We start from the raw sequence: 26,247 nt of genomic DNA, 5'->3' as shown, positions 1-26,247 counted from the left end.
ACGCTGTACATCCACGGTACCCGTCGTTATAGAATGATACGACGTCGTATCATTAAGTCGATTCGACTCCTCAACCGCGACCTCACGAAGGCCGAGAAGGGAGTTCCGCTATGTCTACTCGACAGCGAACTACCGTGGCGCCCCCGAACTCCGGTGCCCACCAGGGCACGACCCCCACCGCTGTGGCGGAGCAGCCCGCGGGGACCGACACCGTCGCCGGGGAGCGCGCCGTCGATTTCTACCGGCAGATGGTGTTCATCCGTCGCTTCGAAGAGCGAGCGGCCCGCGCCTACACTCAGGCCTTGATCGGCGGCTATTGCCACCTCAACCTGGGCGAAGAAGCCGCCGTCGTCGGCCTGATGGCAGCCCTTCGGCCCACCGACTACCTGTTCACCAACTACCGCGAACACGGCTACGCGCTGACGCGGGGAATCGACCCCAATCGCGTGATGGCCGAGCTCTTCGGCCGGTCAGACGGCGTCTCCAAGGGCTGGGGAGGCTCGATGCACATGTTCGACCTTGAGAAGCGAATGCTCGGCGGTTACGGAATCGTCGGCGGCCAGATTCCGCTGGCCACCGGAGCGGCACTCGCCATCGACTACCGCGGCGTGGATGAGATCGTCATGTGCACCATGGGCGACGGCACCACGAACATCGGCGCCTTCCATGAGTCGCTCAACATCGCTGCGCTCTGGAATCTGCCCATCGTCTACGTCGTCATCAACAACCGGCTGGGAATGGCCACAACGGTCGACAAGTCCTCGGCCGAGCCCGAGCTGTACAAACGCGCATTCTCCTATCGGATGGCGGCCGAACGGGTGGACGGCCTTGACCCCGTCGCCGTGTTCGAGGCCGCTCAGCGGGCGGTTGCGGTGGCGCGCGGCGGTAAGCCGTTCCTGCTCGAAGTCCTGACCGAACGGCTGCGCGGGCACTCCGTGGTCGACCCCGGCAAGTACCGGGGTGCCGAGGAGATTGCGCTCACCAAGGAACGCGACCCCCTGGTCACCTTCGCCGCCCACCTGGTCGACGACGGCCTCCTGACCGAAACGGAGATCACCGTCATCAACGACGACGCGATCGAGCGAGCCATCGCGGCCGCGGCCTTCGCGGAAGCGAGTCCGTTCCCTGACGTGTCGACCCTGTTCGACTACACCTACGCCACACCTGTGGCCAACGACTCCCACAGGTTGCCCGGGCAGTGCCTCTTCGAGCCGGCACCATTCCCGGAACAGGAGATCACCCGATGAGCATCATGACCTATCGGCAGGCACTGCACGACACGCTGCGATCCGAGATGCACCGCGACGCCGACGTTTTCTTGATGGGTGAGGAGATCGGCCTCTTCGACGGTGCCTACAAGATCACCGCCGGGCTGCTCGATGAATTCGGCGAGAAGCGGGTGCGGGACACCGCGATCGCCGAAGAGGGCTTCACCGGCGCCGCGATCGGTGCCGCGATGCTGGGGCTCCGCCCGGTCGTGGAGATCATGACGATCAACTTCAGCCTGCTCGCGCTCGATCAGATCGTGAACCACGCCGCCAAGATCTACGGCATGTTCGGCGGGCAGGCGCGCGTGCCTCTCGTCATCCGCACCCCGGGCGGCGGTGGCCAGCAGCTCGGTGCCACTCACTCGCAGAACATCGAACTGTTCTACGCGTTCGTGCCCGGTATGAAGGTCCTCGCCCCGAGCACCCCCGCCGATGCCAAGGCGATGATGCTCGCGGCCATCCGCGACGACGACCCGGTGCTCTTCCTCGAGAACCTGTCGCTGTACAACACCAAGGGCGAGGTACCCGACGAGGACATCCCGGCCGAGATCGGCAAGGCCGCCGTCACCCGACACGGCAGGGACATCACCCTGATCGGCTACTCGCGCATGGCGTACGTGGCCGCCCAGGTCGCCGAGCAACTCGCCGAGTCCGATGGACTCGACATCGAGGTCATCGATCTCCGGAGCCTGCGTCCCCTCGACCGCGAGACCGTGGTGGAGTCCGTGATGAAGACCCACGCCGCAGTCATCCTCGAGGACGACTGGCTCACCTATGGAATCGGTGCCGAGATCGCCGCCACGATCTCAGACGGTGCCTTCGACTATCTGGACGCACCGGTTCGCCGCGTTGCCATGGCCGAGGTGCCGATGCCGTACTCGAAACCACTGGAGACTGCCGCGTTGCCGTCTGCGGACGACGTCATCGGCGCTATCCGGCAGACACTCGACGCCGTCGGCCGCCGCAACCCGAGGGGGAACAAGTCATGATCGAAATCACAATGCCACGCCTGTCCGACACCATGACAGAAGGCGCGATCGCGATGTGGCACAAGCAGCCCGGTGACAGGGTCGAGGTGGGCGACATCCTCGTGGAGATCGAGACCGACAAGGCCACCATGGAGTACGAGGCTTACGACGCCGGCACTCTGTCGAAGCAACTCGTGCCCGAGGGAGAGCAGGTCGCGATCGGCGCCGCCATCGCGCTGCTGGATGACGGTAAGCCGACCGCCGAGGCTGATCCGATGCCTGCTGTTTCGGCCTCTGCTGCCGCTGTGCCTGGTGTCGACGTGTCGGCCGTCCCGGTGCCTGCCGCAGCTCCGGCTCTCAAGGCGGCGCCGGTGACGGATGCCGCGGCCCCGGCCGGGCAGGCCGACGATACCTCCGCGGAGGGCCAGCGACTGTTCGCGTCCCCGCTCGTGCGCAAGCTCGCTCGCGAGCACCACCTCGACCTGAGCCAGGTGCACGGCACCGGGCCCGGCGGTCGGATCATCCGTGCGGACACCGACAGACTTCTCGTCCAGGAAGCGGACGCCGTCGCCGCGCCGGCTGGTGCCGTCGTGACCGCACCGGTGGGCGAGCAAGGTGCCTCCGTGGCCACGGGTAACGACAAGCGCGACTCGGAGGGGGTTCCGCTCAGCAGCATGCGTCGGATCATCGCTCGCCGGCTCGGCGAGAGCGCCCGCACCATCCCGCACTTCTACGTCACCGCGACCGCGGACGCCGAGAACCTCGTGCTGCTGCGCACCGACCTCAACGCCCAGCTGGTCGCGGCCGGCCGACCGAAGGTCAGCGTCAACGACCTGCTCATCCGGGCGAGCGCACTGGCGTTGCGGGAGCATCCGCTGGTGAACGCCTCGTACATCGACGACGCCAGCGGCGAAATGCTCGTGCACCACCGCATCAACGTGGGCGTGGCCGTTGCCGGCACCGTGGGCCTGGTGGTGCCGGTGATCGAGGATGCGGACCAGAAGACGGTCAGCCAGCTCGGCACCGAGGCCAAGGCCCTGGTGGCGCTGGCCAACGCCAAGAAGCTCACGCCGGCGCAGATGTCGGGTGGCACGTTCACGATCAGCAACCTCGGCATGTTCGGCGTCGACCAGTTCACCGCCATCATCAACCCACCCGAAGGGGCGATCCTGGCCGTCGGCGGCATGGCTCGCGAGGCCGTAGTCGTGGGCGAGGAGATTCTGCCCCGGCACCGGATGCGCTACACGCTCTCCGCAGACCACCGCATCATCGACGGAGCGTTGGCCGCGCAGTTCCTGCAGACGCTCACCCGCCTGATCGAGAATCCGTGGACCATCCTGGCCTGACGATCAGGGGCGACCCTGCTCGACTCCACCCAAACCAACAAATACAGAAGATAGGAAATACGACCATGGCACGCACAAATAATGGAAAAGTCGCCCTCATCACCGGTGGCGGACAAGGAATCGGGCGGGGAGTCGCCGAGCGGCTCCACGCTGACGGCTTCAAGGTCGCAATCGCCGACCTCAACCTCGAGACCGCGGGTGCCGTCGCCGAGTCGCTGGGCGGGAAGGCCGGCGGCGCAATCGCCGTGCACGTCAATGTTGCCGACAAGAACAGCGTGTTCGCCGCTGTGGCACAGACCGTGACCGAACTCGGTGGCTTCGACGTGATCATCAACAACGCCGGCATCGCCCCGACCTCTCCCCTCGAGGAGATCACCGAGGAGAGCATCGGCAAGATCTTCTCCATCAACTACAACAGCGTGATCTGGGGAATCCAGGCCGCCACCAAGGCGTTCGCGGAACTCGGACACGGTGGAAAGATCATCAGTGCAGCATCCCAGGCCGGCCACATCGGCAACCCCGGCCTGGCGTTGTACTCGTCGACGAAGTTCGCGATTCGTGGTCTGTCCCAGACCGCAGCTCGCGACCTCGCTCCGCTGGGCATCACGGTCAACACCTTCGCTCCCGGCATCGTGAGGACGCCCCTGATGGAGAACCTGGCGAAGAAGTTGGCCGCCGACAACGGCAGGCCTGAGGCGTGGGGTTGGGAACAGTTCACCAAGGGCATTGCCCTAGACCGCCTCGCCGAGGTGGCCGACGTCGCGGGCGTCGTATCGTTCCTGGCCGGACCCGACTCCAATTACGTCACCGGACAGTCGATTCTGGTCGACGGCGGGATGGTCTTCAACTAGTCGCCCCGAGTGCTTGATGTGGTTCCCGTCAGCATTGCCCGTCCCTGGACTCGGCGGCGCCGAAAGCCTTCCTTACAAATAATTCAAACCGGAGACAACCATTCAATTCGTCAGCCGAGGAGGCCGAAATTGGCAAGAATGAGCGTAGAAGTGGAACTGGAGAAGGGTGAAGTATCGAAGTATCGGCGGCACGAGAATGGGCGTGGACTGGTGTCACCGAGTGCCAAGGTGAACCCGAGTGCCTACGTGTCGAGCGCCACCTATGTTGAGAGTGACGCCCAGATCGGGCCTGAATCGTGGATCGGGCAGGGGAGCTGGATCGAACACGGGGCGATCATTGGCGCTCGGGTCTTCGTCGGGGCGAATGTGCATGTCGGCGCCGATGCGATCGTTGGCAACGCGGCGCGTTTGGCTAGCCATACGAACATCGGCCGCGGGGCGTTCATCGCCGACGGCGCGGTGATCGACCACGAAATTCAGGTCCCGGAATTCACCGACGTCAGTGCACGGTCAACCGGCCGAGCTTGATCGGCGCCGGAGCTTCGAGTCGCCTCTCAGGAGTTGGGGTGGCACGTCACTAGGGGAACCTCTCGGCAGGGTGCTATGTCATTGCCGAATTGACCGGTCCCTGCTCGCGGTTGTGGCGGGACTTGACCAGCAGCACAACGCCGAGCCCGAGCCACCAAAGCATTCCCAGCGGGATCAGTGCCACCGAGGACAGCCAGACAACCTCGGGCAAGTCGATACTTGTTGCCGTCAGGAGAGGACCGGCGATGAGCATCACGATCCGGAGGCCGGTGACGATTCCCAGGACGCATAGCCAGATCGGCAGGACGTGGGAGCGCGCCCCGGCGACACTGATGCCCACGGCCCAGACGCAGAGTGTGAGGAGGCTCGCTTGGGCGAAACCGTGGGTTCCCAACATCTGAATGGTGAGGTAGACGGACTCGCCCCATCGGCTGTTCATCCCGTCGATGTAGAGCAACGGCCCCACCGATGCGCGCAAAACCCCGTGCATGAAGAGGAATGCAGCCGATATGAGACCGAGTGCGCTCAGGCTTCGGCGAGTGATGCTGCTTGTGCGTGGTGCAAGCGCATCTGAGACGGCGAAACTCGCCACGACGAACGCGATTGCCATGGTGAAGAGCACAACCCCGGCGAGGGGGTAAAACTGCGGATACTGGCGCAGATAATCGAGGCTCACCGCAGGGTTGTCGGTGTCGTCGAAGCCGAGAACTGGCGGCAGGAGCTCGAGCGCAAACCATGTGAGGCCTCCGAGCCCGGCAATGACGACCGCGATTCCACCGGCACGGAACGCCGCCGGACTGGTGTTCCCAGCGACGGTCTCCACCGACGCGTTGCTGCTGTTGTTTTCGCTGGTTGCACGCATGGTGCACTCCTCTGGTTCGCTCCGCGCTGGCAGTCGGGCGATGCTCCTGTGAATCGGTTTGTGTGCTTCGACATCCACTATTCCCTTATTCCACGAAGGCCGTAACGGCATCCACGAACAGTTGCCTGCGCTTGGTGCGTGAATATGTGGGGGCTCGCGCGACGAACTCCGGCGTGCCATCACTCCGGCTGCTGGCCAGCTGAAGCACCAGGCCGAGCAATTCGATCGGCTCGAACTTGCTGGTGACGATGCCTGCAGCCTGCGCCGCCCGTATCCCTGCGATTTTCGTCGCGATCTTCTTGGCGGTGGTCTCGACCAGCGCAGGGTTGGGAGTGCCCGATCCTTCGAGCTGGTACCAGATGATGAATCGTGCGAACTCGGGATACTTCTCGATGCCGTCGAAGATTTTGCTGGCGTGCCCCGGCAGGTCCTGGCGGTGCGCAATCCCGCCAACGGCGAGGTTGCGATTGCGGAGGTGCTGGGTACAGTGCCCGATGCGAAGCTGAGCATCCGTGAATTCGATCTCAGCTCTCTCGAGAGCGTCGCGGCTCGGGCTGACCGGCCCTCCCGGAATCTCGAGGGAGCCGAAGGGAACAGGTAACCCTGAAGACTCTGCGAAGCTGTGGAATATCAACAGTCCCTGATGATGACCGAGAGTGACTCACAGGCATCTCCGCCCTAAGGTCTAATCGTTGCCCCGGACCTCGGCAGCGGTATATCCGCAGCTATCGGGGGAGCATAAATGCGTGAGAGTTGGCCTTGCCCAGTCACCGATGGCGCATCGCTCGCGTTTCAACCGAGACGAAGGCTGCTTTCAAGACCACCGAATTCATCGCTTACATCCTGCTCCTCGTCGCGATGTTCATCGCATCCGCCATGGTCGATAACGGAGACGACGGACAAGGCTTCGGCGCCAGTTCCGTGTGGCTGTTCGCAACGCTCCTCACCATCGGTTACATGATCAGCCGCGGCCTGGCCAAATCGGGAAGCCGCGAGAACTATGACCGTGACGAGCGCGACGACCGCCGTTAGCTAACTCGTTGCGCATACCGGACCCGCCATTGACGCGGCGTCCATACAGGAGGTCCCCTGCGCTCCGCGCAGGGGACCTCCTGCTCCATAAAGTTTGCCGGAGCATCCCGAATCTCACCCGCCGTGGCTTCGATGCGACGGTTGCCACCGTCGTCGAGAACGCCTGCTTTCATCAGGTGCTCAAAGCTGGGCGCTAGGGTCAAATTGTTGCCCCAGACCTCGGCAGCGGTTAATCCGCAACGATCCGAGGAGCATAAGTGCGTGAGAGTTGGCGTTGCCCAGGCCCCGAGGGTGCATCCGATAGCACGACGTCTGCCGATCCAACCGAAGACGCGGCGAATTATTGCTCTAGTCATGGCATGTCCATCACGCAGGTTTTTGCGTACGGTTGGCTGGTGCGCCGCGAGCCTCGACTAGGCAGTTTGGGGGGACTCCTCGGCTGTGTGGAGCAACGAAACGAGAGTTTCGAGTTGATGGAAATCGGCGGCGGTATGCGCTGGTCAACCTTCACAGCGCTTCGGGATGTGGTCACGCACTTGTCATCAAGGGCAGAGTCCGGATCCGCCCGGCTGGTGAGCGCATGACCGCGTTCACGCGTGTGCGAGATCCGATGAATGTTTTCGATCACCGGGCGGCGTTGCCGTACGCTGCCACGGGCAGCCCGGTCGGCGAGGACGTGATGGCTCTCCACGCCGTTCACACGCATCAATTTGACGGGTCGTGCGGAACAAGAGCATGGTTCGGCTGCGATTGCGGCTATCGCTTACGATCCCGCTTGCTGACAGCACACCCGAGACTCGGTACAACGGGCCGTTTCAGGTTGTAGAAACGCTCCTGCAAACGGATGCACTTTCGAAGGTGCTGGCCAGCCTGCCTGCCCGCCGATCAGCGGCGCGCATGAGGTCAAGGCCAGACTCGCGGTACCACCGAGCCGCACTCGACAGAAGCGTTATGTAAGTTGTCGACATCGGGCATAACCGGATGAAGAAGAGTTGTCAGTCTGAGAGATTTCTAAACTACGTGTTCCGCGGCGAGACTTCCGCAATATCCGCACACTAACCAAACGATGTTCAGCACCGTCCGATGGGTACGCATGCCGAAGAAACGAAGCAGCTCTATCGCTCAATTGGCTGCCTGTGATGGTTCTTGCGGTCCTCAAGTGGCACCGGGACACCGCTGACGGCGTTCAATCCTTGGTGACAGATGTACGCACGCGAAGTGTGCGGGGCTCGATCCAAGCTTTGAATGCGATCGCCTTGCCGAATCCGTCGCCGTCGAGTTCGATTTCCTCCGGTCGGGAGAAGCGGGCGGTGAACTGCGAGCCGGTTTCATAGCGCAGGTCGCCATCGTTTTTTCGTTCCCCGGCGAGGGCTCTGCCCGCCTTTGTTCGACGAACAATGCCGTTTGTCCAGGCCACTTTCACCCATACTCGAATCCATCCCAGAACGCCGCCTGGTCGGGTCATCATCACATCAAACAATCCGTCGTCCAGCACCGCTTCGGGCATCAGCAGAATGTTGGCCGGCAGTGACCCGCAGTTGCCGATAATAAGGGTGTGAACCGTCGCGCGTTTGGCTGCGTCATCGTTGATTTTGAATCGCAGATGAAGTTCATCCGGGTCGCGCAAAGACGTGGCAATGGCTTGCACGTACGCCGCCCACCCTGCCTTCTTCTTCAAATCTTCGTCGGTGTTCGTGATCATCTTCGCATCGAGACCCAAACCGGCCATCACCACAAAAGCATGCTCATCACGGGATTTGTCTTCGCGCTCAATACGAATCATGCCCAAATCAATGGCGCGATCCTCACCGGAGAAGGCTATGCGCACGCTTTCGGGAAGATTGTTGAGCGTCATCTTCAGATTGCGGGCGAGAAGGTTGCCCGTGCCTGAGGGCACAAGCGCAACGGGCACGTCATGCCCACAAACAGCCTCGACGACCGCGCGCACGGTGCCATCACCGCCGGCGACGATAACCAAATCAACGCCAAGCTGAAGCGCTTCAGCGGTCACGCCTTGGCCGACGTCGTCGACGGACGTTTCAAACCAGACACTCTCAGCCCACCCCGCGGCAGCAGCTTCCGCATTCACGGCGCCCTTGAGCACGTCGAGATCAACCTTGACGGGGTTGAAGATGACAGCGGCGGTCTGAGGTGTGACAGCATTCATTGCGCCAGTGTAGGTCACGCCGGATCGGTATGACGTGCCCGTCACCAAGGGCGCGGACCTAAATCTGTGCGCTTCTGGGACGAGCAACTCAGGATCAGTGCAGACGCGAACAATTCCGGCTGTCCACCGGGGGATCAAGTCAACTTCGTCACGCCATGACTTCGGACAGCCTGGCGTGCACGCGCAGCCACGTTCTCGTCATCCGGTTCCTCGAGGTGGGACGTGCCGGGCAGGCGCGATTGCACTTCAATACCGTCGCGCGAAACTCGGCGTCAGCGTGGGTGTAAATCCGGCGGCACCGTATGGAGCTAGTTTCGGGTTTCCGGACGACAGATTTTCCGGTCCGGTGTTTTCGTCGACGATCCACAGGGATGAATATGCATTTTCACGTGCAACACCATATTCACGACATCGAGCAGGATGAGCCTGATCTCGCGGCTGCGAATACTATTCAGCAAGGTTTGGGCGGCCAGTTCGGTGAGATGCGCACCATGATGCACTACCTGTTTCCGGCGATGAATTTTCGAGGTGCGGCAGCGATGCCGTACCGAACATGATTCCGAGGAAGACCATGATGATCCCATACCCCACCACGTGCTGACCTGAACCTGGCCGCGGCCGGGGCTGAACCCGATCTCATCACCTGGATAGCTGTGCAGCTCGCCGGTGCTGGTCGTGCGGAAAACACGCTTCTCCCCGGCAGCGACGGCGCTCTTGTGTTCGGCGAACACTGCATCGTTTCGCCGCTCACGCTCCCGTTCGTAGACCACGGTAGGTCCTTTCGGGCATAGCTAGTGGTGTTCCGGCATTGTCGTTGGTGTGGGGCCCTCCACCCTTCAAACTCCCCATTCCACGGTCGTTTCTGGATCGCCTCACGCTCTTGATGTCCTCAATAACAAGACGAAGATCCGTGGTTGGTCGATCTGTATGCTCTGCACATGACGTCGCCACAGATCTATGTCACTTTTCCCGGTACAGCGCGCGAAGCGCTCGGCTTCTATGCAGATGTTTTCGGTGGAGAGCTCTCCCTTCACACCTACGAGGATTTCGGTCGCAGCGACGGCCCGCCGAATGCCATAGCTCACGGCGTGCTCGACGGCGTAGTTGCGGTGATGGGATCTGATGCGGCAGCAGGCGAGAAGAGTGTCCGGCTTGAAGGCATCAGGCTCTCCTTGCTGGGGACCGCCGAACCCGAAGTTCTCCATGAGTGGTTCGACAAACTCGCAGTCGGCGGCCAGATCGTTGACCAGCTTGCCCCAAAGCCCTGGGGCGCTTCGGACGGACAGGTCATCGACCGTCATGGACTCCACTGGCTCATCGGATACGAATCTGGGCGTGAGTAACAGACTCGTGCTCGTGAGACCATGCAGATGGCCGCCCTCCAGGCACCCCTCTGGGCTTTGCCGCCCATGGTGGCCGACGAGAGGAGTCCCTGGCTTCATCGCCATGGTCACCAGGTTCGGACCATCCTCGTAGTACCCGACGATCACCGATCGTGGAGCCGACCGACCCAGAAGTCACCAACCTGAACTCAACACCCGGGGGCGCTTGATTGGTCTGATGCCAAGTCAGGGGGAGACTGTTCCCATGACGAGTGGAGAGTGACGTGGTGACTGTGCGGCGGGGAGTGGCGGAGGTCGACGCGATCGTGGTCGGCTCCGGGCCCAACGGCCTCGCCGCCGCGATTACCCTGGCCCGGGCCGGGCTCTCGGTGCGCGTCTACGAGAAGTCCGCCCGCGTCGGTGGTGGTGCCGCCACGGCGGAACTCACCCTGCCCGGCTTCCACCATGACGTCTGCTCCGCCGTGCATCCGCTCGCCCTGGCCTCGGAATTCTTCCAACGATTCGGGCTCGCGGACCGGATCGAACTGGCCGTTCCGGAGGTCTCCTACGGGCACCCGCTGCCGGGCGGCACCGCCGGCCTCGCCTACCGTAGCCTCACGCGCACCGTCGCCGAGCTGGGCCGGGACGGCGCGGCCTGGAACCGGCTTTTCGCGCCCCTCGTGGCTCATTCCGAGCGGGTGGCGGAGTTCACCGGCGCGCAGCTTCTGCGGCTGCCGAACCATCCGGTCACGGCCCTGCGTTTCGGCCTGCGCGTTCTCGAGCAGGGCAGCAGCCCGCTCTGGGACCTGCGCTTCTCGGGGGAGACCGCACCCGCCCTGCTCACCGGCGTCAGTGCACACACGATCAGGGCGCTGCCGAGCCTCGCCACCGCGGGTGCGGGCCTCACCCTCGCCACGTATGCGCACGCGGGCGGCTGGCCGATCCCGGTCGGCGGCAGTGGCGCGATCGTGACCGCGCTGGTCGACGACCTGCTCGCTCACGGCGGCGAGATCGTCACGTCGACCGAGGTGCGGCGGCTGAGCGACCTGCCGCCGGCCCGCGTGGTGATGCTTGATCTCACGCCTCGGGCGCTGCTGCGGCTCGCCGAGGGTGAGCTGCCCGACGCCTACGCGAGACGGCTGCGCGCCTTCCGCTACGGCAACGGCGTCGCGAAGGTCGACTTCGCGCTGTCGGATCCTGTGCCCTGGCAGGCGACCGGGTTGCGGGCGGCGGGAACGGTGCACGTGGGCGGTACCCGGGCGCAGATCCGGCGTGCCGAGAACACCGTCGCTCGCGGTCGGCACGCCGAGGAGCCGTACGTTCTCGTGTCCCAGCCCAGCGGGATCGACCCCAGTCGCGCTCCGGCCGGGCAGCACACCCTCTGGGCGTACACGCATGTTCCGCGCGGCTCCACCATCGATCAGACCGAAGCGATCGTGCGTCAGATCGAGCGCTACGCCCCGGGTTTCCGCGACACGATCCTGGCCAGCGCGGGGCGCACCGCGACGCAGTTGGAACAGCACAATCCCAACTATGTCGGCGGTGACATCTCGGCCGGAGAGGTTAGTCTGACCCAACTCGTGCGTCGACCGGTTCTCTCCCCGGACCCATGGCGCACCCCCTTGCACGGCGTGTACCTGTGTTCATCGTCCACACCGCCGGGCCCCGGCGTGCACGGACTGGCCGGCTGGCACGCGGCCCTGAGCGCACTGCGATCCGAACTCGGGGTGCGCACAGTCCCCGATCTGTCCCCGACCAACGAGAAATAGGTGACACTGTGGCCGTGAACTACCGCAGCATGAACTGCCCACCCGAGAACGTATTCACCGTTCTGGCAGACGGCTGGCTGTACCCGAGCTGGGTCGTCGGAGCATCCCGCATGCGCAACGTCGACGCGGCGTGGCCGACACCAGGAAGCGCCATCCATCACTCGGTGGGCGTCTGGCCGGCCCTGATCGACGACTCCACGTCTGCTCTGGAGTGGGACCCACCCCGGCACGCGCTGTTCAAGGCCCGTGGCTGGCCGATCGGTGAGGCCCATGTGGCCCTGGACGTGAAGGCACGAGGCGACGGATGCGTCGTACGCATCACGGAGGAGGCCACCGCCGGCCCCGGCCGGTTCGTGCCCCTGTTCCTGCGCGACTCGGTCATCAGGACGCGAAATGTGGAGACTCTGCGCCGGCTCGCGTTCCTCGCCGAGGGCGGCGCCGGGACCGCATAGCCGCGTGCTCCACCGGCCCGCCTGACACTCCGCGGTCACGAGACCGGTCAGGCCAGTCTGTCGAAGGCGCTTCGAATGCGCTTCACCGAGGGCGCCAGCCCCCTTTCGGTCGACAGTCGCTCCAGCTCGGCAACCTGTTCGGGCGTGCGCGAGCGGATGCGGGCGTCGAACGCCGGCAGCGTGAGGTCGCGCACCACGTTCACCACGGCCGGGGCCACCGTGAGGTAGTCCGCGGCTCCCAGAATCTTCGCGCGCACGGCCGCGCCCAGCCGGCAACCCGGATCGGCGGCGGCCGCCAGGATTCCGTCCCGGTCGCCGAAGTCCGCCAGTAGCGTCGCCGCGGTCTTCTCACCCAGGCCGGCCACGCCAGGCAGTCCGACGGAGGCATCGCCGCGCATGGCGGCGAAGTCAGCGTATTGCGCGGGGGCCGCCCCGGTCTTGGCGGTCAGGGTGGCGTCGGTGAGGATCTCCAGCCGGGCCATGCCGCGGCCGGTATAGATCACCCGCACGTTGCGGGAGTCGTCGACGACCTGGAACAGTCGTCGTCCCAACAGGCCACGATTTCGCTCGGTTGAAACTCAGAGGCGAGCCGCGCGATCATATCGAGCAGTCCCCGAACAGCGTTCATGGGCATCCCGTTCGATGCGTTCACGGTGTCGGGAACCGTGTGGAACGCCCGGAAGTACAGACCAGCGGTGTCGAGGAGCATCCGGCGCTGGCGTGATTCGGTCACGGCGGCATCCTCCCACAGCGCCGAAGCTCTGATGAGTTTGCCAGCATTAAATGAGCATTTGTTCAGGAAGTGCGTGCACACTGGAAACTTCGTCCGCACGGTTGCCTCTCGCCGTGAGTCCACCGATCAGGTGCGCCGAGGATCACATAGCCCGGCCGCATCGCTTTTTGGAAGTCATGCGCTTTGCTTCACCCCGTTCACCTCTGTCCGCCCGCCGCGAAATCAACGCCAAACGCAAACGTTCGCACACCAGGTCCGTCGCTCTCGGAACCGGAGCGGCGCTCGGCCTCCTCGGAATGATCGTGGGAATCGGCGCGGTGTCGCAGGCATCCGCGGCCAGTTCCGCCAACGTCGCCGCCACGGCGGAGCTCTCTGAGAGCACGGGGCTTCGGCACGAGCAGCTCAGTGTCTATTCCGCCATCGCCACAAAGACGGCCCACAGCCATGCGGAGAGCACCCTCCTTGACGCCGGAACGGTGATCACCACCATGGCGAACAAGGTGGATCCGACCCCGTTGGCGTCATCCGTTGCCGCGCTCGGGGACTACAAGTCGCTGGAGACGGACACCGTCATCGAGCTGACCGGGCAGACTAAGGAAGCGACCGTCGCGGCCCGCTCGGCGGTGGCCGAGGTAGACCGCGCTGCTGCCGAGGCCGCAGCAGCAGAAGCCGTTCGCGCCCAGGCCGAGGCTGCCGCCCAGGCCCAAGCCCAAGCCCAAGCCCAAGCCCAGGCTGCCGCCCGGGCTGAGGCCGGCGCTGCTGCGCGCGCTGCCGATGTGGCAGTGGCGACCCAGCCCGTCGCCGGCGGCAACTCGCCCGCCGAAGCCAAAGCGACGGCGCAGGCAATGGCCGCCTCGAAGTACGGCTGGGGTGAGTCGGAATTCTCCTGCCTCGTGGACCTCTGGACCAGGGAATCCGGCTGGTCGTACACGGCGTACAACCCGAGCGGAGCCACCGGCATCCCGCAGGCCCTGCCCGGCAGCAAGATGGCGACCGCGGGATCCGACTGGGCGACGAACGCGACCACCCAGATTTCCTGGGGCCTCGGTTACATCGAGGCCGGGTACGGCACCCCGTGCGGTGCCTGGGCCCATTCCGAGGCCAACAACTGGTACTGATCTGGTACTGATCCGATCGGATTTCCCCTCATCCGGGCATCTGGGGATCGTCCCATCGCCCGTCAGCCGTCGTGCGCGGTCCGCAAACCGTGACAGCCCTCCCGTGCCGGCCCTGACGAGCGACTTCGAGCAGCCGACGCGTTGCTGCGCGTCGGGGCAGAAGACCACGTTCGACACCGGCCCGGTGCCGTCATCGAGACTGACGAAGACCACCCGGCGGCCACTGCGCATCGGGGGGGGTGTTGGACGCCCGGCGTACACCGGCAATGAGCACCTCGGTGCCGCCCGGCAGGTTCTGCAGCCGCGAGGCCGGCGTCACCCCCAGCCGGGCGAGGGCCTCGAAGGTACGCCGCTTCGGCCGCAACCGACCCTGGAAGTCCTGCAAGGACGTGAACGGCTGGTGTTGCACGATCCGGGCTCGTTCCGCCTCGGTGCCCCCGGCCCATTCCGGGAGAGCCAGACGGCTGCCGCGGCGCCCGTCGACGAGTTCCTCCACCTGGTATCCGAGCGCACTCCGCTGCACGTCCAGGGCCAGCACGGGGACGCCGAGTAACCGCGCCTCCGCCACGATCAGGTCCTTGGGCCACATGCCGGGGTCGTGGGTGAGCAGACCGGCCAGGAACTCCGCCGGGTGATGCGCCTTCAGCCAGGCGGACTGGGAAGTCGGAAGGGCGAACGCCGCCCCGTGCGCCTTGGCGAAACCGAAGCTGCCGAACCCGGCGAGCACCGGCCAGATCTGGCTCACCACGACGGGCGGAAACCCTCGCTCCAAGGCGCGCTCCCGCACGAACGCCTCGATGCGGGGCAGATCGCCGGGTTTCCCGAGGTGGCGACGGAGCACATCCGCTCGGCCGAGCCCGCAGCCGGTGAGTTCGTCGAGGAGGCGCATCACCCGCTCGTGGAAGATGACCACGCCCCGCGTCTCCCGCAAAATGAGTTCGAATCTCGGGTGCAGGAAGTCGGGGGCAACCTCCCCGTGCCGGGCCTGCAGGTAGTGCAGGGGCATGTTGTTCTGCATCGGGCCTGGCCGGAACAGGGAGATCTCCACGGTCAGGTCGTTGAAGACCTCGGGTTGCAGCTTCCCGACCAGCTCCATCTGCCCGGGGGACTCAGCTGGAAGACGCCCAGAGAGCGGGTGGAGCGGATCAGTTCGAAGGTCGCCGGGTCTTCCAGCGGGATCCGGTCGAGGTCGATCCCCTCGCCCGACAGGCGCCGGTGTTCCTCGACTGCATGGGCCATGGCCGACTGCATGCGCACGCCCAGGATGTCCAGGTTGATCAGGCCCATCGGGTCCATGTCGTGTTTGTCGAGCTGGGACATGGGCAGCCCCATCCCGGACGCCTGCACCCGGGTGCGGTCCGGCAACGATGCGTCGGAGAGGATGACCCCGCAGGGCGCACGGAGAAATGGTGGGGGAGCCGGTCGAGTTTCGCGGTCAGGTCGACCAGCAGGTCCAGGTGCTCCGACCGGCGCACGTCGGCGGCCAGTTCAGCCAGCTCGGGCTTCTCGACCAGGGCGCGGCGGAAATCGCGTGCATTGAAGCGCCACATCTGCTTGGGAATCGCATCGATCGTGTCGCCCGACAACCCCATGGCCAGGCCGGCGTCCCGCACGGCACCCCGGCCGCGGTACGCGTTCGTCATTGACATCAGGCTGACCCGGTCGGCACCGAAGAAGTCGAAGACGGCCCGGTAGATGTCGTGCCGCCGGGCCGACTCGACGTCGAGGTCGATGTCGGGCAGGTACTGCCGCTCAGGGGAGAGGAAGCGCTCAAAGAGCAGCCCGTTGGCGATCGGCTCCACCGAGGAGGTGTGCAGGGCGTAGTGAAGCACCGAGCCGACCCCGGACCCGCGCGCCTGAATCCGGATGCCCATCTTCCGGATGAGGTCCGCGACCCGCGCCGCGGTGAGGACGTAGCCGGAGAAACCGAGTCTCTCCACCGTGGCCATTTCGTGGGCCAGGCGGGCATGTGCGGCCGCCAGGGCGACGGCACCGGAACCGGCGCGCAGGTGCTTGACCGCGCCAGACAGACCGTTTCGGTCACCGCCAGGAACGAACTGCCCTGCGCGGCGGCCTGGTCGACGAGGCGCACCGGCATCGTCACCCCGTAGTGGGTGGAGTCGGCGCTGGCGACGTGCAGGTGCGGGAATCCGGTGGTCGCGTTCATGGTTTCTCCGGTTGCCCCGGGGGCGGGTCAGCCGAGCGCTCTCGGCCGCCTGCGGACGGTGATGAACGGCCGGACCGAGAGCACTATCACCCCGGTCGTGCCGGCGTTCGTGGGCGGCTCCGGGGGCACGACCGCCGGCGTCGATGTGCCGGTGTCCTTCTGCTCAGCGGGGACCCCGTGGGCGGAATGGAAGCGGGGGCAGGGGGCTCCGCTCAGTTTCCGGCGGAGCCGGCTCTTCCGGCTCTGGGAGGTCGGTCGGCGGGGGAGTCGGCGGCGTCGTCGGCGGTGCTGTCGGTTCGGGATCGGTCCCATCCACCGCCACGCACTGCGGATTCCCGTTCACGTCGACGATCGGCGCGATGCCCTCGGGGCAGTCCTCGGCGGAGGCACCGGCCGTGCCCGGTAACAGGATGCCGAGCGACAGCAGGACGACGATGCCGGTCATCATGCCGGTCCGTGCAGTCAAGGTGGCGAGTCGTCGATACGCAAGCTGATCCAGGTCCCGTTCGATGGTGCCGTCAGTGTTCTGGTGCAATCGAGTGTGCCGTCGGCACCCGGAGGAGTCCAGTGGTCGACAGCGGTGCGGCGGACGCCCGACACAACGGCAGGCTTCGGTCACCGCACCGGCGGCTGGAACGCCTTTCCAGTGGATGGAACTATGATCCACCAGGTCCTGTGCTCGCCTGCACCGCCCCACGTCCGGTGCAATCGAGCCGCACTCGACAAAGGCCGGCCCCGGCGGCAGAATCGGGCGTGGCGGACGCTGCACGAGCAATCCGCCGGGCGGGAGCCTGATGTTCACGAATCGGAGCGAGGCCGGCCGACGGCTGGCCGAACAGGTGGCCGAACGACTGACCGCGCTGGAGATCGATGACCCGGTGGTCTACGCCCTGCCGCGGGGCGGCGTGCCGGTGGCAGTCGAGGTCGCCCGGCGCCTGCGCGCACCGCTAGACCTCATCCTGGTGCGCAAGATCGGGGCGCCGGGCTATCCGGAGGTCGCGCTGGGGGCGGTCGTCGACGACGCAGGTCCGCAGATGATCGTCAACGAGGATGTGTTCGCCGCCACCGGGGGCGACTCGGTGGGTCTGGCACGGGCCCGCCGGCATGAGCTGGCCGAAATCGAACGACGTCGCCGTCTCTATCGCGGCGGCCGCCCGCCGATCGACCCGCGGGGCCGTGTCGCCGTGGTCGTGGACGACGGCCTCGCGACGGGAGCCACGGCCAAAGCAGCCCTCGCCGCACTCAAACGGCAGGGTGCCGCGCTGACGGTGCTCGCGGTCCCCGTCGCGCCGGCGGACCTGGTCGGCCAGATGCGGCAGTACACGGATGTCGTCGTCGTGCTGAACGCCCCGCAGGAGTTCTGGGCGATCGGCCCGTTCTACGCCGACTTCCACCAACTCACCGACGAGGAGACGGTCCAGCTACTCCAGGAGGCGTGGGCCGAGGCGGATGTCCCCCTCCCTCCGGACGACGTGAGCACCTGAGGTCCTTGCGACGGATGCCCGCCTCGCCCGCCCCGACCCGGCAGAATGGGGAGGTGCACCTTTTGGCGAGTCGAACGGGCAACGGGGAGATCCTCGTGCTGCCGCTCGACGCGGACGGCACCCTCGCCGGGCCCGCACTCCGTGTGCCTGTCCACGAATTCCCGGGCTACGTGCGCGATCAGGAGCACGACCGGCCCCGGTGGGTGTGGGAGGACACCGCTCGTATGTACCCACCACTGCTGGCGGCCGGGGTCAGGGTGCAGCGGGCGCACGACCTACGCCTGTGCCATGCGATCCTGCGCCAGTCGACTCTCACCCAGGCTAGCGCGCTGGCCCGGGCCGAGCCGAGCCGCTGGGACCGGGCGCCTGCCTTAGAACCGGACGCGGCCGCATCCGGGGTGACCCTTTTCGACCTGTTCGACGGCGACAGTGACGGCGACAGCGACAGCGAAACCGACGGCGACACCGGCCGCGCCTCCGGGGCCGGCGCGCAGGCGGAATTCCGGCGTCAGCTCGACGCCGTCCGCAGCTGCCGGGCACCCGGACGGCTCCGGCTGCTGCTCGCCGCGGAGTCGGCCGGGGCGCTCATCGCCGCCGAGATGCGGTTCGCGGGCCTGCCGTGGCGAACCGACGTGCACGAGGCCCTGCTGACCCGCGAACTGGGCCCCCGCGTGGCCCCGGGCATCCGGCCGGAGCGCCTCGAACACCTCGCCGGGCGCATCCGCGACAGCCTCGGCGAGCCCGGCCTCAACCCCGACTCGCAGCCCGACCTGATGCGGGCCCTGCAGCAGGTCGGCCTGCGGGTGGCGTCCACCCGAGCGTGGGAGCTCAAGGAGCTCACCCACCCCGTGATAGCGCCCCTGCTCGAGTACAAGAAGCTGGCCCGGCTGCTCAGCGCGAACGGCTGGCACTGGATGGACACCTGGATCGTCGACGGTCGGTTCCACCCCGAGTACATCCCCGGCGGGGTCGTCACCGGACGCTGGGCCACCCGAGGCGGGGGAGCCCTGCAGCTGCCCAAACAGGTGCGCGGGGCCGTCGTCGCCGATGAGGGCTGGAAACTCGTGGTCGCGGATGCCGCACAACTGGAACCGCGCATCCTCGCCGCATTGTCGGCCGACACGGCCATGGCTCAGGCCGGCCGAGGCACGGACCTCTACGCCGGGATCGTGGCCGAGGGTGTCGTGGAGACCCGCGACCACGCGAAGGTCGCCATGCTCGGGGCCATGTACGGCGCCACCAGCGGGGAGAGCGGGCGGCTGCTGCCGCGGCTCGCGAAGGCCTTCCCGAGCGCGCTCGCGCTCACCGAGACGGCCGCTCGAGCCGGGGAACGCGGCGAGAGCGTCACGACCAGACTCGGACGCTCCTCCCCGCTGCCCGGGGAGCGCTGGCTGGCCACCCAGGCGCAGGCCTACGACCCACAGGCCACGGCTGCCGACGAACGCCGGGCGCGTAGCCAGGCGCGCGACTGGGGCCGTTTCACCCGGAATTTCATCGTCCAGGGCAGCGCGGCGGAATGGGCGCTGTGCTGGATGGCGGAGCTGCGGCGAGAGCTGCGGATGCTGCCGTTGGGTGGTGCGGCCGTTGCCGGGGCGGAATTCGGCCGGGCCCCGCACCTGGTCTTCTTCCTGCACGACGAGGTCATGGTGCACACGCCTGCCGCGCTGGCCGATACCGTCGAGGAGATCATCCGGCGCGCGGCGCACACCGCCGGCCGGCACCTGTTCGGCGATTTCCCGGTCGACTTCCTGCTGACCGTAGCGAAGGTGGACAGCTACGCACAGGCGAAGTAGCAGCCACGACAGTACTGGTTTGCTGGTCGCCCCGGGTCAGGCGACGGATGCCGGTCGTCGCCCGCGCCTCGGCCGCACGTCGTTCAGTCCGTGCCGCAAGGCGTCGGAGGGACTGTCGGCGAGTAACGCGTCCACGTCCCGAAGCCAGGACAGCGCGGCGGCCGCCAGTGCCGCCCGGGCCTCGCTCGCCAGGCGTTCCGCCCCGATGCGTGCGGAGGCGGTGCTGACGGCGGTCATGCTTACCGAGCCGACGACCGCGCGCTCGGCGACCGCCTGCCAGCTCCGACGGTACCCGGCAACGATGCTCCGCGCATCGATGCCCAACGCCTGAGGGTCAGGGAGGGAGGCGGCAATCAGGACCCGGTCGACCAGGTCGTTCCACTCGTCGCCGGGGGCGCTCTCGGTGACGGTCAGCCAGTGCAGCGCTTCGGCCTGGCCCAGCGCGGTGATCCGGTACAGGGGGAGGCCGTCCTCGGTGGTGCCGGCTGACTCGACGGATCCCTGCTTCACCAGCCGTTCGAGGGTGCCGTAGATCTGCCCGACGTTGACCGCTCTCCGGCCGGCGGTTCTGGACTCGAGTTCGCCGTGCAACTGGAAGCCGTAGGCCGGACCGATCGTCAGGATCGCCAACAGGCAGCTGCGTACAGACATGGGACCTCCAGTGGTCGGGCAATAACCATACTGAGTATAGCGAGCGGGGAGCCAGTCCCGGCTCACGCCTTGTGATCGCACGGGTCGCTGAGGCATAATTCAGGGGAGTAGCGCCTGGCGCTGCGCGTTGACGGGATTGGTCTCGACAAGTTCACAGCACGCCGCATTGTTTCGTTCACAGGTCGTTGGGGAAGACGCACCTGACAGAACGGGAGAAACGATGGTGGCTTCACAAGCTCGGCAGGCAGCGACTGCGCGGGGTTTCATCTACGTGCACTCTTCGCCGCGCGCGCTGAGTCCCCATGTGGAGTGGGCGGTGGGTCATGCCCTGGGCCTGCCCGTTAGATTCGACTGGTCCGAGCAGCCCGTGCTCCGCGGGTCGCAGCGCGCCGAGTACTTCTGGGAGGGCACCCGGGGAACCGGCGCGAGGCTCGCCTCGGCGCTCCACGGTTGGGATCATCTCCGCTTCGAGGTCACCGAGGACGCCGGTGCCGGCACCGATGGGGGGCGCTGGCTGCACACCCCCGACCTGGGGATCTTCTTCGCCCAGACGGATACAGCCGGGAACGTCGTGATCCCCGAGGACCGGCTGCGGCACGCGATGGAACTGGCCGGAACGAATGCCCTCGACCTGCACCGTCAGTTGCGCCTTGCCCTCGGGCAGGCCTGGGACGACGAGCTCGAACCGTTCCGGCAGGCCAGCGATTTCAACTCCGTGGTGTGGTTGCACCAGGTGGGCTGATGGCGGCGCCGCAACCGGCCCCGAACGCAGACGACCCCGACCGTTGCCGATCGGGGTCGTGCGGGTTCCGACGGTGTTCCGCCGGGCGGAACTAGTTCGAACGGAACGCGACGACGGCGTTGTGGCCGCCGAAACCGAACGAGTTGCTGATGGCAAGCAGGTCGCCGGCCGGCAGCGTGCGTGGCATGGTCACGACGTCGAGCGGGATGCTCGGGTCCTGGTTTTGCAGGTTGATGGTCGGCGGGGCCATGCGCTCGTTCAGAGCGAGAACCGTGAACAGGGCCTCGATCGCCCCGGCACCGCCGAGGAGGTGGCCGGTGGAGGCCTTGGTCGCCGACACCGGGATGCCGTCGAGCAGGTCGCCGAAGACGCGGCGCAGGGCGTTGTACTCGGCGATGTCGCCGACCGGCGTGCTGGTCGCGTGCGCGTTGATGTGCGAAACATCCGCGAGGCTCGCGCCGGCATTGCTTATCGCGGTGATCATCGCGCGGGCCGCCGCCGTACCCTCGGGGTCCGGAGCGGTGATGTGGTACGCGTCACTCGTCACGGCGCCGCCGAGAAGCTCGGCGTAGATGCGCGCGCCGCGGGCCTTGGCATGGTCTTCCGTCTCGACGACGAGCGCCGCGGCGCCCTCGCCGAGGACGAAGCCGTCCCGGGTGATGTCATAGGGGCGCGACGCCGTGGCAGGGTCGTCGTTGCGCTTGGACAGAGCCTGCATGGCAGCGAAGGATGCGATCGGCAGCGGGTGGATCGCGGCCTCGGAACCACCGGCGATGACGATGTCGGCGAGCCCGGCCTGCAGGCGGTTGTAAGCGTTCACGAGCGACTCGGTGCTCGAGGCGCACGCCGACACGACCGTGGTGATTCCGGCACGGGCATGCAGGTCCATGCCGATGGCCGCTCCGGGGCCGTTCGGCATGAGCATGGGCACGGTCATCGGAAGGACGCGACGCGGACCGCGTTCGCGGAGGGTGTCCCACGCGTCGAGGAGAGTCCAGACTCCGCCGATGCCGGTGGCCCAGTCGACGGCCAACCGTTCGGGGTCTGCCTCGGGGGAGCCGGCATCCGCCCAGGCTTCACGCCCGGCGATCAGCGCGAACTGGCTGGAGGGGTCGAGACGCTTGGTCTCGTGACGGGCCAGGACGTCGATGGACGGAACCCTGGCCTGCGCGGCGAAGGTCACCGGAAGTTGGGTTCGAGCCACCCATTCGTGGTCGAGAGTGCTCGTCCCCGATTCGCCGGCGAGCAGGGCAGACCAGCTGTCGGCGGCCGTGCCGCCGAGAGGGGAGGTCGCACCGATGCCGGTGATGACGATTTTTTTGGTCATAACGTTAACTCTCCGTGAGGCGTGCAAACGTGGGCATCACCCACAGATCAGGCCGGTCGGCGAACGCCGACCGGCCTGTTCGTTTGTGGATTAGACCTGAGCCTTGACGATGAAGTCGACGGCGTCGCCGACGGACTTGAGGTTCTTGACCTCTTCGTCGGGGATCTTGACGTCGAACTTTTCTTCAGCGTTGACGACGATGGTCATCATCGAGATGGAATCGATGTCCAGATCGTCGGTGAATGACTTCCCCATCTCAACCGTGTCGGTCGCGATGCCAGTCTCGTCGTTGATGAGTTCGGCCAGGCCGGCAAGAACTTCTTCGGTGGACAACAGTGCCATGTTATTTCTCCTTGGGGGTGTCTCGTATGACCGAGACTCAGTTTAGAGGGGGGTTGAGTGAAATCTAGGGAAGCACGACGACCTGCGCGCCGAACACCAGTCCGGCGCCGAAGCCGATCTGAAGGGCGAGGCCTCCGCTGAGTTCGGGGTGCTCTTCGAGCAGGCGGTGGGTGGCCAGAGGGATCGACGCCGACGAGGTGTTGCCGGTGGTGGCGACGTCGCGGGCGATGACGACGGAGTCGGGGAGCTTCAGCTGCTTGGCGAATTCGTCGATGATGCGCATGTTGGCCTGGTGTGGGATGAAGGCGGCGAGCTGGTCGCTCCTGACTCCTGCGACCTGGAGAGCCTCCTTCGCCACCTTCGCCATGTTCCAGACGGCCCAGCGGAAGACCGTCTGGCCTTCCTGGCGCAGGGTGGGCCATTCGGATTCGCCACGACGGTATTCCTGCAGGGTGTGATTCATGGTGATGGCATCGGCCTTGGACCCGTCGGAGCCCCACACGGTGGGGGCGATCCCCGGGTAGTCGCTCGGGCCGATGACGACGGCGCCCGCGCCATCGCCGAGGAGGAACGAGATGCTGCGGTCTGTGGGATCGACGAGGTCGGACAGCTTCTCCGCGCCGATGACGAGGGCGTAGTGGGCTGTGCCTGTTCGAATCAGTGAATCCGCCTGCGCCACGGCGTAGGTGTATCCGGCGCAGGCGGCGTTGACGTCGTAGGCGGCGGCGGGGTTGGCGCCGACCCGATCGGCGACCACGGCGGCAATGGACGGCGTCTGCCGGCTGTTGCTGATGGTGGCCACGATGACGGCGTCGATCAGGTGCGGCTCGATGCCGGAGCGCTCGATGGCCTCGCGGGCGGCATCCGTCGCCAGGTCGACGGCCCCGACGTCCTGGCTTGCCCGGGTGCGGGTGATGATGCCGGTGCGCTGCTGAATCCATTCATCGGACGAATCGATCGGTCCGACCAGGTCGTCGTTGGGCACGAGGAGGTCGCCGCGGGCGGCACCGACAGAGAGGATCCGGGTGTACTGGGGACCGTGCGACTGCTGGAGTGTTGGATTGGACATATTCTCTTTCGGTCAGACTTGGTTCTGCTGGTCGATCAGGTCGAACGCAGCGGGCAGATCGTCCGGCGTCTTGATCGCGACGCTGGGCACACCCTTGAGTGCTCGTTTGGCGAGGCCGACAAGAGCGCCGGCCGGTGCGACCTCGATGATCCCGGTCACGCCGGCATCGGCGAATGAACGCATGCACATGTCCCACCGTACCGGCGAGGACACCTGGTCAACCAGTAACTCCACGAACCGGGCGCCGTTGGAGATCACGCTGCCGTCATGATTCGTCCAGATCGGAAGCGACGGGTCGGCGGGCACGAGTTGCGCGGCGACCTGGCTGAGGTGGCTCACCGCCGGCTGCATATACCGCGTGTGGAATGCACCGGCCACCTGCAGCGGAATCACTCTGGTTCGTGACGGCGGGTTCTCACCGAGGGCGGCCAGGGCCAGGGCGGAGCCGGCCACGACGATCTGGCCGCCGCCGTTGAAGTTGGCCGGCGCGAGACCGAGCTCGTCAAGACGCGTCAGGATTTCGGCTTCATCCCCGCCCAGCACGGCGCTCATGCCGGATGGTTCCAGAGCGGCGGCCTCCGCCATGGAGTTACCCCGCTCGCGCACGAAACGCACGGCGTCCGCCGCACTGAGGATGCCGGCGCCGGCGGCAGCCGTGATCTCGCCCACCGAGTGCCCGGCGATTCCGGCAATGCGGTCACGACGCCCGTCGGCGAGGAGTGCGTCCAGGGTCAGTAGACCGGCGGCCACGATGAGGGGCTGAGCGATCCGGGTGTCGCGGATGGTGTCGGCGTCGCTCGCGGTGCCGTGCCGGACCAGATCGATTCCGCAGGCCGCGGAGATCTCGTCCAGTCCGGCGGCGAAGGTGGGGTCCCGCAGCCATGGTTCGAGAAAACCGGGGGTTTGCGAGCCCTGACCGGGGCAGACGACAACAATCATTGGTCCAGTCTCCCAAGCTCGGTTGTCACCGGCGTGTCGGAGATCCACCAACTATTCGGGGAACGTTTGTCGGATCCCGCAGGTTTGCCGTCTCTGGCGGCGCCGCTACCGCCGGCGGGTCGAGCCGTCGTGGTCGCTGATCGACCCGATGATGAGCGCGGCCTGCAGGATGAGGGCCTCGCGGGCCCCCGTGGCGTCGTAGCCGATCACCTCGGACACCCGTTTCAGGCGGTAGCGCACGGTATTCGGGTGCACGAAGAGTTCCCGCGCCGTTGCTTCCAGGGATCGGCCGTTGTCCAGGTAGCACCAAAGCGTGGTGAGCAGCTCGGTCGAATGTGCCTGCAGCGGGCGGTATATGCGGTGGATCAGGGTCGCGCGGGCGAGCGGGTCTCCGGCCAGGGCGCGTTCGGGGAGCAGGTCGTCGGCCTGCACCGGGCGGGGGGCATTGCGCCAGGACCGGGCCACGGCGAAGCCGGCTAGGGCGGCTTTGGCGCTTTTGGACGCGTCGACCAGGTTCGGTACCTCATGGCCGAGCACCAGGTGACCGGCGCCGAAGCTCGGTTCGAGCTGCACCGCGATCTCCATGAAGCTGAGGGCGGATGCCGTACCGATCGCGTCATCCGTGTCGGTGGATGTCGGGTGGGCCCGGCCGACGACCAGGACGAGTCGGTTGCCCTGCACCCCGATCAGCACGTCGGCGGCCATGTGGCGGGCCGAGCGACGCAGCTGGTCGACGTCCAGCATCTTGGGCGTCGTGCCCACGAGCACGCAGACCTCGCCGTGCCCGTGCCAGCCGAGCGCGGCGATCCGGCTGGGCAGTTCGTCGTCGTACTCGCCGCTCAGGATTGAGTCCACCACGAGGGCTTCCAGGCGCACGTCCCAAAGACCGCGCGCCTCGGCGGCCCGGGCGTAGACATCCGCCGCTCCGAAGGCGATTTCGCGGGAGTACAACAGGATGGCCTCCCGCAGCATCTCTCCGCCGTCCTTGACCCGCTCCTCCACCACCTCGACCGTGACGCGGATCAGCTGCAGGGTCTGCTGCAGGCTGATCGAGCGCAGAAGTTCACGTGGGGCGGCACCGAAGACGTCGGCCGCGATCCAGGGTGTGGATCGAGGGTCGTCGAACCAGGAGATGAACGACGTGATCCCGGCCTGGGCGACCAGGCCCACGGCGGACCGCCGCCCTGGCGGCATATCGCCGTACCAGGGCAGCGTGTCCTCGAGACGTTTCAGGGTCGCCGTGGACAGCTCGCCGGATATCGTTCGCAGCCAGTTGAGCGTCTGTTCCTTCGTCTTCGGTGTGGGGGCCACGGGGGC

Annotated in this window: 25 protein-coding genes and 3 pseudogenes; 16 read left to right on the top strand and 12 right to left on the bottom strand. The window is 66.4% G+C overall.

The features are described from left to right. The first annotated feature begins 110 nt into the window (after nucleotides 1-110). From pdhA to E3T23_RS10190, 5 genes are all read left to right on the top strand, one after another. Nucleotides 111-1,247 carry a pyruvate dehydrogenase (acetyl-transferring) E1 component subunit alpha gene (pdhA, locus tag E3T23_RS10210; protein ID WP_134370258.1) on the top strand — a complete coding sequence of 379 codons (1,137 nt, stop codon included), beginning with the start codon at nucleotides 111-113 and terminating at the stop codon, nucleotides 1,245-1,247. Beyond that, entirely contained in the window at nucleotides 1,244-2,257 is a 1,014-nt protein-coding gene (locus tag E3T23_RS10205; RefSeq protein WP_134370257.1) for an alpha-ketoacid dehydrogenase subunit beta, read from the top strand. The genes pdhA and E3T23_RS10205 overlap by 4 nt, the downstream gene beginning before the upstream one ends. Further along, nucleotides 2,254-3,582 (top strand): dihydrolipoamide acetyltransferase family protein, encoded by a 1,329-nt coding sequence (locus E3T23_RS10200; RefSeq protein WP_134370256.1) that lies wholly within the window; start codon nucleotides 2,254-2,256, stop codon nucleotides 3,580-3,582. The genes E3T23_RS10205 and E3T23_RS10200 overlap by 4 nt, the downstream gene beginning before the upstream one ends. A 65-nt stretch (nucleotides 3,583-3,647) precedes the next feature. Continuing rightward, nucleotides 3,648-4,433: a (S)-acetoin forming diacetyl reductase gene (locus tag E3T23_RS10195; protein ID WP_134370255.1), complete on the top strand. Its 786-nt coding sequence runs from the start codon at nucleotides 3,648-3,650 to the stop codon at nucleotides 4,431-4,433. Between the two features lie 150 nt (nucleotides 4,434-4,583). Beyond that, the gene (locus tag E3T23_RS10190; protein ID WP_166806270.1) at nucleotides 4,584-4,961 is read left to right on the top strand and encodes a transferase; all 378 of its coding nucleotides are present in this window, start codon (nucleotides 4,584-4,586) and stop codon (nucleotides 4,959-4,961) included. A gap of 73 nt (nucleotides 4,962-5,034) precedes the next feature. On the opposite strand, the gene E3T23_RS10185 is transcribed toward E3T23_RS10190, so the two are convergent. Continuing rightward, nucleotides 5,035-5,823 (bottom strand): hypothetical protein, encoded by a 789-nt coding sequence (locus E3T23_RS10185; RefSeq protein ID WP_134370253.1) that lies wholly within the window; start codon nucleotides 5,821-5,823, stop codon nucleotides 5,035-5,037. Nucleotides 5,824-5,908: 85 nt separating this feature from the next. Beyond that, nucleotides 5,909-6,457 carry a hypothetical protein gene (locus E3T23_RS10180; RefSeq protein WP_134370252.1) on the bottom strand — a complete coding sequence of 183 codons (549 nt, stop codon included), beginning with the start codon at nucleotides 6,455-6,457 and terminating at the stop codon, nucleotides 5,909-5,911. A gap of 125 nt (nucleotides 6,458-6,582) precedes the next feature. Between E3T23_RS10180 and E3T23_RS10175 the strand changes: the two genes are divergently transcribed. Beyond that, on the top strand, nucleotides 6,583-6,855 hold the full coding sequence (locus E3T23_RS10175) for a hypothetical protein (RefSeq protein ID WP_134370251.1): 273 nt from the start codon (nucleotides 6,583-6,585) through the stop codon (nucleotides 6,853-6,855). Between the two features lie 359 nt (nucleotides 6,856-7,214). Continuing rightward, nucleotides 7,215-7,439: a hypothetical protein gene (locus E3T23_RS10170; RefSeq protein WP_134370250.1), complete on the top strand. Its 225-nt coding sequence runs from the start codon at nucleotides 7,215-7,217 to the stop codon at nucleotides 7,437-7,439. Nucleotides 7,440-8,041: 602 nt separating this feature from the next. On the opposite strand, the gene E3T23_RS10165 is transcribed toward E3T23_RS10170, so the two are convergent. Then, nucleotides 8,042-9,022: a diacylglycerol/lipid kinase family protein gene (locus E3T23_RS10165; RefSeq protein ID WP_134370249.1), complete on the bottom strand. Its 981-nt coding sequence runs from the start codon at nucleotides 9,020-9,022 to the stop codon at nucleotides 8,042-8,044. A 377-nt stretch (nucleotides 9,023-9,399) separates the two neighbouring features. On the opposite strand from E3T23_RS10165, the pseudogene E3T23_RS10160 reads away from it, so the two are divergent. From E3T23_RS10160 to E3T23_RS10140, 4 genes and pseudogenes are all read left to right on the top strand, one after another. After that, a pseudogene (locus E3T23_RS10160) lies at nucleotides 9,400-9,573 on the top strand (manganese catalase family protein); the annotation flags it as partial. A gap of 387 nt (nucleotides 9,574-9,960) precedes the next feature. After that, complete coding sequence (locus tag E3T23_RS10150) at nucleotides 9,961-10,365, top strand: VOC family protein (RefSeq protein WP_134370248.1); 405 nt, start codon at nucleotides 9,961-9,963, stop codon at nucleotides 10,363-10,365. A 284-nt stretch (nucleotides 10,366-10,649) separates the two neighbouring features. Beyond that, nucleotides 10,650-12,113 (top strand): phytoene desaturase family protein, encoded by a 1,464-nt coding sequence (locus tag E3T23_RS10145; protein ID WP_134370407.1) that lies wholly within the window; start codon nucleotides 10,650-10,652, stop codon nucleotides 12,111-12,113. 14 nt (nucleotides 12,114-12,127) lie between these two features. Further along, the gene (locus E3T23_RS10140; protein ID WP_420898316.1) at nucleotides 12,128-12,565 is read left to right on the top strand and encodes an SRPBCC family protein; all 438 of its coding nucleotides are present in this window, start codon (nucleotides 12,128-12,130) and stop codon (nucleotides 12,563-12,565) included. 47 nt (nucleotides 12,566-12,612) lie between these two features. On the opposite strand, the pseudogene E3T23_RS10135 reads toward E3T23_RS10140, so the two are convergent. Then, nucleotides 12,613-13,274, bottom strand: a pseudogene (locus E3T23_RS10135) (5'-3' exonuclease H3TH domain-containing protein). A 200-nt stretch (nucleotides 13,275-13,474) separates the two neighbouring features. Between E3T23_RS10135 and E3T23_RS10130 the strand changes: the two are divergent. Further along, the gene (locus tag E3T23_RS10130) at nucleotides 13,475-14,416 is read left to right on the top strand and encodes an aggregation-promoting factor C-terminal-like domain-containing protein (protein WP_134370247.1); all 942 of its coding nucleotides are present in this window, start codon (nucleotides 13,475-13,477) and stop codon (nucleotides 14,414-14,416) included. 190 nt (nucleotides 14,417-14,606) lie between these two features. On the opposite strand, the pseudogene E3T23_RS16090 reads toward E3T23_RS10130, so the two are convergent. Beyond that, a pseudogene (locus E3T23_RS16090) lies at nucleotides 14,607-16,449 on the bottom strand (helix-hairpin-helix domain-containing protein); the annotation flags it as partial. Here E3T23_RS16090 and E3T23_RS15250 point away from each other — a divergent pair. Continuing rightward, nucleotides 16,384-16,527, top strand: a complete 144-nt coding sequence (locus E3T23_RS15250) for a hypothetical protein (protein WP_166806267.1) — start codon at nucleotides 16,384-16,386, stop codon at nucleotides 16,525-16,527. The pseudogene E3T23_RS16090 and the gene E3T23_RS15250 sit on opposite strands and share 66 nt — an antisense overlap. Before the next feature lie 219 nt (nucleotides 16,528-16,746). Here E3T23_RS15250 and E3T23_RS10110 read toward each other — a convergent pair whose 3' ends face one another. Further along, on the bottom strand, nucleotides 16,747-17,049 hold the full coding sequence (locus E3T23_RS10110; protein ID WP_134370243.1) for a hypothetical protein: 303 nt from the start codon (nucleotides 17,047-17,049) through the stop codon (nucleotides 16,747-16,749). 328 nt (nucleotides 17,050-17,377) lie between these two features. Here E3T23_RS10110 and E3T23_RS10105 point away from each other — a divergent pair, with 328 nt between their 5' ends. Together E3T23_RS10105 and E3T23_RS10100 are read left to right on the top strand one after the other, a co-directional pair. Continuing rightward, nucleotides 17,378-18,067 (top strand): phosphoribosyltransferase, encoded by a 690-nt coding sequence (locus E3T23_RS10105; RefSeq protein WP_134370242.1) that lies wholly within the window; start codon nucleotides 17,378-17,380, stop codon nucleotides 18,065-18,067. Nucleotides 18,068-18,120: 53 nt separating this feature from the next. Then, nucleotides 18,121-19,860, top strand: coding sequence for a bifunctional 3'-5' exonuclease/DNA polymerase (locus E3T23_RS10100; RefSeq protein ID WP_241977819.1), 1,740 nt, complete (start codon nucleotides 18,121-18,123; stop codon nucleotides 19,858-19,860). A 36-nt stretch (nucleotides 19,861-19,896) separates the two neighbouring features. Here the strand turns inward: E3T23_RS10100 and E3T23_RS10095 are convergent, their stop codons facing one another. Next, on the bottom strand, nucleotides 19,897-20,511 hold the full coding sequence (locus E3T23_RS10095; protein ID WP_166806266.1) for a PadR family transcriptional regulator: 615 nt from the start codon (nucleotides 20,509-20,511) through the stop codon (nucleotides 19,897-19,899). Between the two features lie 220 nt (nucleotides 20,512-20,731). Here E3T23_RS10095 and E3T23_RS10090 point away from each other — a divergent pair, with 220 nt between their 5' ends. After that, the gene (locus tag E3T23_RS10090) at nucleotides 20,732-21,253 is read left to right on the top strand and encodes a DUF3145 domain-containing protein (RefSeq protein WP_134370239.1); all 522 of its coding nucleotides are present in this window, start codon (nucleotides 20,732-20,734) and stop codon (nucleotides 21,251-21,253) included. Nucleotides 21,254-21,344: 91 nt separating this feature from the next. Here E3T23_RS10090 and E3T23_RS10085 read toward each other — a convergent pair whose 3' ends face one another. From E3T23_RS10085 to E3T23_RS10065, 5 genes are all read right to left on the bottom strand, one after another. Then, nucleotides 21,345-22,580: a beta-ketoacyl-[acyl-carrier-protein] synthase family protein gene (locus tag E3T23_RS10085; protein ID WP_134370238.1), complete on the bottom strand. Its 1,236-nt coding sequence runs from the start codon at nucleotides 22,578-22,580 to the stop codon at nucleotides 21,345-21,347. A gap of 90 nt (nucleotides 22,581-22,670) precedes the next feature. Continuing rightward, the gene (locus E3T23_RS10080) at nucleotides 22,671-22,922 is read right to left on the bottom strand and encodes an acyl carrier protein (protein ID WP_134370237.1); all 252 of its coding nucleotides are present in this window, start codon (nucleotides 22,920-22,922) and stop codon (nucleotides 22,671-22,673) included. A gap of 64 nt (nucleotides 22,923-22,986) precedes the next feature. Then, the gene (locus tag E3T23_RS10075) at nucleotides 22,987-23,991 is read right to left on the bottom strand and encodes a beta-ketoacyl-ACP synthase III (RefSeq protein WP_134370236.1); all 1,005 of its coding nucleotides are present in this window, start codon (nucleotides 23,989-23,991) and stop codon (nucleotides 22,987-22,989) included. A 12-nt stretch (nucleotides 23,992-24,003) separates the two neighbouring features. Continuing rightward, complete coding sequence (locus E3T23_RS10070; RefSeq protein WP_134370235.1) at nucleotides 24,004-24,930, bottom strand: ACP S-malonyltransferase; 927 nt, start codon at nucleotides 24,928-24,930, stop codon at nucleotides 24,004-24,006. A gap of 105 nt (nucleotides 24,931-25,035) precedes the next feature. After that, nucleotides 25,036-26,241: a PucR family transcriptional regulator gene (locus E3T23_RS10065; RefSeq protein ID WP_134370234.1), complete on the bottom strand. Its 1,206-nt coding sequence runs from the start codon at nucleotides 26,239-26,241 to the stop codon at nucleotides 25,036-25,038. Nucleotides 26,242-26,247: the final 6 nt, after the last annotated feature.

Origin of the sequence: Cryobacterium cheniae (assembly GCF_004403395.1) — a bacterium.
Classification (GTDB): Bacteria; Actinomycetota; Actinomycetes; order Actinomycetales; family Microbacteriaceae; genus Cryobacterium; species Cryobacterium cheniae.
This window is presented reverse-complemented; position numbering and strand designations above follow the sequence as displayed.